Raw genomic sequence first — 6,222 nt, forward strand, 5'->3', positions numbered from 1 at the left:
TAGAATTTGCGTCTTTCTCGCGTCACGACAGTACATCTTGTGTTTGTACACAGCTCGCACACAGCTTTTCAACAGAGTTGTCCACAGCCGTGACAAACCCGAGCAACGCGGGCCACCCACCCGGCCAACCCGGGGCCGTCCGCTGTTGCAAGGCAGGCCGCAGGGTCATCCGAACAACCCCACCCCACCACGAGGGAAACATGACAATGCAAACCACTACTTTTGACGGGCAAATGGCTGCCGAACTGGGCCGCGCCGCCGCTCCCCAGGACGACTACAGCCAGTACAAGACCATCCGCCGCAACGGCGCCGTGGTCGCGTTCGAGCCGGTCAAGATCTCCATCGCCATGACCAAGACCTTCCTCGCGGTAATGGGCGCCCAGGGTGCCAACTCCGCCAGCATCCGCGACAAGGTCGCGCAGCTGACCGAGGGCGTGGTCAGCGCGCTGATGCGCCGCAAGCCGGAAGGCGGCGCCATCCATATCGAAGACATCCAGGACCAGGTTGAACTGTCGCTGATGCGCTCCGGCGAACACGACGTCGCCCGCGCCTACGTGCTGTACCGCGAACAGCGCGCCCAGGAGCGCGCCGCCCGTGGCGAAGCGCTGCACCAGATCCAGATCAACGTGATCCGCAAGGACGGCCGCAAGCAGCCGCTGGACGTGGCCCGCCTGCGCACCGCCATCGAATCCGCCTGCCAGGGCCTGGCCGCCACCGACGTGGACGCCATCCTGTCCGAGACGCTGAAGAACATCTACGACGGCGTGCCGGAAGAAGAAGTCAACAAGTCCGCCATTCTCGCCGCCCGCGCGCTGATCGAGCAGGACCCGGCCTACGACTACGTGACCGCCCGCCTGCTGCTGGGCAACATCCGCCTGGAGATCCTGGGCGAAGCCATCGCCCAGGAAGAAATGGGCAGCCACTACCCGCTGTACTTCCCGACCTTCATCAAGAAAGGTATCGCGGCAGAACTGCTGGACGAGAAGCTGGGCGAATTCGACCTGAAAAAGCTCGGCGCCGCACTGAAGCCGGAACGCGACCTGCAGTTCGGCTACCTCGGCCTGCAGACCCTGTACGACCGCTACTTCCTGCACATCGACGGCACCCGCATCGAAATGCCGCAGGCGTTCTACATGCGCGTCGCCATGGGCCTGGCACTGAACGAAGTGAACCGCGAAGAGCGTGCCATCGAGTTCTACAACGTGCTGTCGACCTTCGACTTCATGTCGTCGACCCCGACCCTGTTCAACGCCGGTACCCGTCGCAGCCAGCTGTCCAGCTGCTACCTGACCACCATCGCCGATGACCTGGACGGCATCTACGAAGGCATCAAGGAAAACGCGCTGCTGTCCAAGTTCGCTGGTGGCCTGGGCAACGACTGGACGCCAGTGCGCGCCATGGGCAGCCACATCAAGGGCACCAACGGCAAATCGCAGGGCGTAGTGCCGTTCCTGAAAGTGGTGAACGACACCGCCGTGGCGGTCAACCAGGGCGGCAAGCGCAAGGGCGCCGTGTGCGCCTACCTGGAAACCTGGCACGCCGACATCGAGGAATTCCTCGAACTGCGCAAGAACACCGGTGACGACCGCCGCCGCACCCACGACATGAACACCGCCAACTGGATTCCGGACCTGTTCATGAAGCGCGTGATGGAAGGCGGCGACTGGACGCTGCTGTCGCCGTCCGAAGCCCCTGACCTGCACGACCTGTACGGCCAGGCCTTCGAAAAGGCCTACACCGCCTACGAAGAAAAAGGCCGTCGCGGCGAGCTGAAGGTATTCAAGCAGATCCCGGCACTGAGCCTGTGGCGCAAGATGCTGACCATGCTGTTCGAAACCGGCCACCCGTGGGTGACGTTCAAAGACCCGTGCAACATCCGCAGCCCGCAGCAGCACATGGGCGTGGTCCACAGCTCCAACCTGTGCACCGAGATCACCCTGAACACCAACGACGACGAAATCGCCGTCTGCAACCTGGGCTCGGTCAACCTGTCGCGCCACATGAAGGACGTCGGCGGCAAGCTGGAACTGGACACCGAGAAGCTGGCCCGCACCGTGCGCGTGGCACTGCGCATGCTGGACAACGTGATCGACATCAACTTCTACCCGGTGAAGAAGGCGCGCAACTCCAACCTGAAGCACCGTCCGGTCGGCATGGGCATCATGGGCTTCCAGGACTGCCTGCACCAGATGCGCATCGCCTACGCCTCCGACGCGGCCGTGGAATTCGCCGACGTGTCGATGGAAGCCGTCGCCTACTACGCCTACCTCGCCTCCACCGAGCTGGCCGAAGAGCGTGGCCGCTACCCGTCGTACAAGGGCAGCCTGTGGGATCGCGGCATCCTGCCGCACGACAGCATCAACCTGCTGGCGGCCGAGCGCGGCGGCTACCTGGAAGTGGACCGCAGCGAGCGCATGGACTGGAGCGTGCTGCGCAAGCGCATCGCCGAACACGGCATGCGTAACAGCAACTGCCTGGCCATCGCCCCGACCGCGACCATCGCCAACATCATCGGCGTGTCCGCCTCGATCGAGCCGACCTACCAGAACCTGTTCGTGAAATCCAACCTGTCCGGCGAATTCACCGTCACCAACGAATACCTGGTGCGCGACCTGAAGAAACTGGGCCTGTGGGACGAAGTGATGGTCGCCGACCTGAAATACTTCGACGGCAGCCTGGGCCGCATCGACCGCGTACCGGCCGAGCTGAAAGCCATCTACGCCACCGCGTTCGAAATGGACCCGAAATGGCTAGTGGACGCCGCCGCCCGTCGCCAGAAATGGATCGACCAGGCGCAATCGCTGAACCTGTACCTGGCCGGCGCATCGGGCAAGAAGCTGGACGAGCTGTACAAGTACGCCTGGGTTCGTGGCCTGAAAACCACCTACTACCTGCGTACCCTGGGCGCCAGCTCGGCAGAGAAATCCACCGGTCGTGGCGGCGAGCTGAACGCCGTGGCATCGGCTCCGGTTGCTGCTGCAGCCGAAGTGGACAACACCCCGGCCACCGACGCCAAGTTCTGCTCCATCGACAACCCTGACTGCGAGAGCTGCCAGTAAGTCGTCCCCGCGTGGACACGGCCGCAAGGCCGCGTCCCGCCCAAGGTTGGCCGCATGCGGCCAACCTTCATCCCTCAGCCGCTTCCCGCGAGGCGGCTGAGGAATGAGCCGAACCCGGCAGGCTGTCACTTAGTCCAAGCAGCAGGAACAAGTCGTCAAGGAGAGCATTATGCGCCACTTACCGACCCTGTGTGCCGCCGCCCTGCTGGCCGGCTGCACCACCATGGCCGACACCCTGCACGGATCGCTGACGCCGCCCGCGGGCCTGGGCTACGCCGTGTTTTCCATGACCGTGCGCACCTACAACCCCGGCTACGCTGCGGCCAACCTGAGCTGGCGCGGGCTGGATAACGAGCGCTACGGCATGGTGTACGCCAACTTCGGCACCGATACCGTGTTTGGCGAAGAAGGCATGACACCGGTAGACGGCAGGTTGCAACTGCTGGCGCTGCCGCCGGGCCGCTACCAGCTGCAAACCGGCTACGCGCGCTGGAACGACGATCCGGGCGACGACCTCGTATTCAACTACAAGGGCTACGCCAGCTTTCGCCTCGACAAGCCGTTTGAAGTGCGCGCCGGCGAAACCGTTTATCTCGGCCAGCTGCGCTTCAACCTGGACTACCGGCCGGACGTGGAATTCGGCGACGAGCAAAAACGCGACTTCGGCCACATGCGCCGCGTGTGGAAGGTCAACGACCTGAGCGCCATCCGCCTGCAGCCGTTCAGCGGCAAGGTCGGACGCAGCAACTGAATCACCGGCGGCAGCCGCGCGCTGCCACCTGAAAAACAGGCGGCCAACCCAAGGTTGGCCGCAAGCAAAACGTAAACACCTAAAAAATAACTGGAGCCTCCATGCTGAGCTTTGACGATCCGATCCCGACCGCCACCCCGAGCAACACCCACAGCCCGAAGCGCATCAGTGCCGCCGACAAGCGCGTGATCAACGGCACCACCGACGTCAACCAGCTGGTACCGTTCAAGCACAAATGGGCATGGGAAAAGTACCTGGCCCAGTGCGCCAACCACTGGATGCCGCAAGAAGTGAACATGCAGCGTGACATCGAACAGTGGAAAACCGGCCAGCTGACCGAAGACGAAATGCGCATCGTCAAGCGCAACCTCGGCTTCTTCGTCACTGCCGATTCGCTGGCCGCCAACAACATCGTGCTCGGCACCTACCGCCAGATCACCAGCCCGGAATGCCGCCAGTTCCTGCTGCGCCAGGCCTTCGACGAAGCCATCCACACCCACGCTTACCAGTACATCGTGGAAAGCCTGGGCCTGGACGAAGGCGAAGTGTTCAACGCCTACAACGAGATCAAATCCATCCGTGACAAGGACGAGTTCCTGATCCCGTTCATCAACGTACTGTGCAACCCGGAATTCAAGACCGGCACCTTGGAAACCGACCAGACCCTGCTCAAATCGCTGATCGTGTTCGCCTGCATCATGGAAGGCCTGTTCTTCTACGTCGGCTTCGTGCAGATCCTCGCGCTGGGCCGCCAGAACAAGATGACCGGCGCCGCCGAGCAGTACCAGTACATCCTGCGCGACGAGTCCATGCACTGCAACTTCGGCATCGACCTGATCAACACCATCAAGCTGGAACAGCCGGAAGTGTGGACCGAAGAATTCAAGGCCGAGATCACCGAGCTGTTCCGCCATGCGGTGGAGCTGGAATACGCCTACGCCGAAGACACCATGCCACGCGGCGTGCTGGGCCTGAACGCCAGCATGTTCAAGGAATACCTGCGCTTCATCGCCAACCGCCGCATGCAGCAGATCGGCCTGGAGCAGCTCTTCCCCGGCGTGAACAACCCGTTCCCGTGGATGAGCGAGATGATCGATCTGAAGAAAGAGAAGAACTTCTTCGAGACGAGAGTTACTGAATATCAGACTGGCGGGGCGTTGAGCTGGGATTGACTGAGCAAATGTCAGAAATCGGAAAGGTTGAAATTTTGTAGCCAAAGTTTGAAATTTCCGATAGCCAAAGCATGAAATCTTGCTTTGCTCAATGGAAAGGCCCTGCATTGCAGGGCCTTTCTCTTTGCATGGATGGCACGCAGACCAAACAGCAGGCCATCAGCGTCATGCAGACCAGCGGACTGGCGCCATCCGAACGCTGCGCCTGCCGGTTTGTGGGGCTCTCCCGAGATGCCTGGCGGCATCCGCCGCAGGCGGATGCGTTGACGTGTCAGCTGACGACACGCATCGTCGAGATCGCGCAGACGCGCCGCCACTTTGGCTACCGCCAGGTGCATGAACTGCTGCGCGCCGAATTTCCAGCCATCAATCAAAAGCGGGGTTATCGTTTGTACCGCGAACAGGGGCTGGCCGTTCGGCGACGCAATCATCCGCGCAAGCAGATTTGCATGTGGACACCACTGCAGGCGGCTACGCAGTTGGACGAAGTGTGGGGCATGGCTTTCGTCAGCGACCAGTTGGCCAGCGGCCGGCGCTTGAAATGTCTGACGGTACCCGATGACTTCTGCCACGAGGCGGTGCAGATTGGGGTAGATTTCTTGTTGTCTGACCAATACGTCACGCAAATGCTAGATCAGGTCTCGCAATTTCGTGGCTATCCATTGGCGGTCAGAACAGACGATGGGCCAGAGTTCACCAGTCGGGTCTTTGGATTGGGCACGGATGCAAGGCATCCAGCACATTCTGACTCAGTCGGGCCGGCCGATGAAGAACGGCTACGTCGAAAGTTTCAACGCCAGATTTCGCGACAAGTGCCTGACGAGCATGAGTTCGATACTTTGGCAGAGGCGAGACGGATCATTGCGGTCTGGCGAGATGCCTACAGCCAGGTGCACCCCCATGCCTCGACTGGTCGGATACCACCAGCGGTGTTTGCAGCACGCTATCGTCAGCAGCGGACAACCGAGCTATCAAGCAGTACCACTACCATGCAAACCTAGGACTTATCTCCTTATCGCTGGTATGGCTGGCGGGGGCAGATCAATTGCCCTTGCCAAAGGCGGCTAATCCATCCGGAGTGAAGCTGCTGTTGCTGATGAACAGACCGCGAGTCCATCGCTTGTAAAACAGCGTGCAAAAGTGACCAGGTGGGGGTGCGGACAAAATCTTGGACTTGTTTATGCTGCCAAACCAAGACTTTCCCGATACTCTAGGGGGCTGCGTGCCCCTAGGGAAAGCT

At 61.3% G+C, this 6,222-nt stretch carries 4 protein-coding genes; all 4 read left to right on the forward strand.

Annotation, left to right across the window (positions count from 1 at the left end; all coding sequences use genetic code 11):
• The first annotated feature begins 200 nt into the window (after positions 1-200).
• The 4 genes from PQU96_RS13435 to PQU96_RS13450 all read left to right on the forward strand — a co-directional run bounded on the left by PQU96_RS13435 (position 201) and on the right by PQU96_RS13450 (position 5,983).
• Positions 201-3,059 carry a ribonucleoside-diphosphate reductase subunit alpha gene (locus PQU96_RS13435; RefSeq protein ID WP_272772911.1) on the forward strand — a complete coding sequence of 953 codons (2,859 nt, stop codon included), beginning with the start codon at positions 201-203 and terminating at the stop codon, positions 3,057-3,059.
• 169 nt (positions 3,060-3,228) lie between these two features.
• Positions 3,229-3,810, forward strand: a complete 582-nt coding sequence (locus PQU96_RS13440; protein ID WP_272772912.1) for a hypothetical protein — start codon at positions 3,229-3,231, stop codon at positions 3,808-3,810.
• Positions 3,811-3,911: 101 nt separating this feature from the next.
• Entirely contained in the window at positions 3,912-4,982 is a 1,071-nt protein-coding gene (locus PQU96_RS13445; protein ID WP_272772913.1) for a ribonucleotide-diphosphate reductase subunit beta, read from the forward strand.
• Positions 4,983-5,053: 71 nt separating this feature from the next.
• Entirely contained in the window at positions 5,054-5,983 is a 930-nt protein-coding gene (locus tag PQU96_RS13450; RefSeq protein WP_272772914.1) for an integrase core domain-containing protein, read from the forward strand.
• Positions 5,984-6,222: the final 239 nt, after the last annotated feature.

Origin of the sequence: Vogesella margarita (genome assembly GCF_028548475.1) — a bacterium.
Taxonomy (GTDB): domain Bacteria; phylum Pseudomonadota; class Gammaproteobacteria; order Burkholderiales; family Chromobacteriaceae; genus Vogesella; species Vogesella margarita.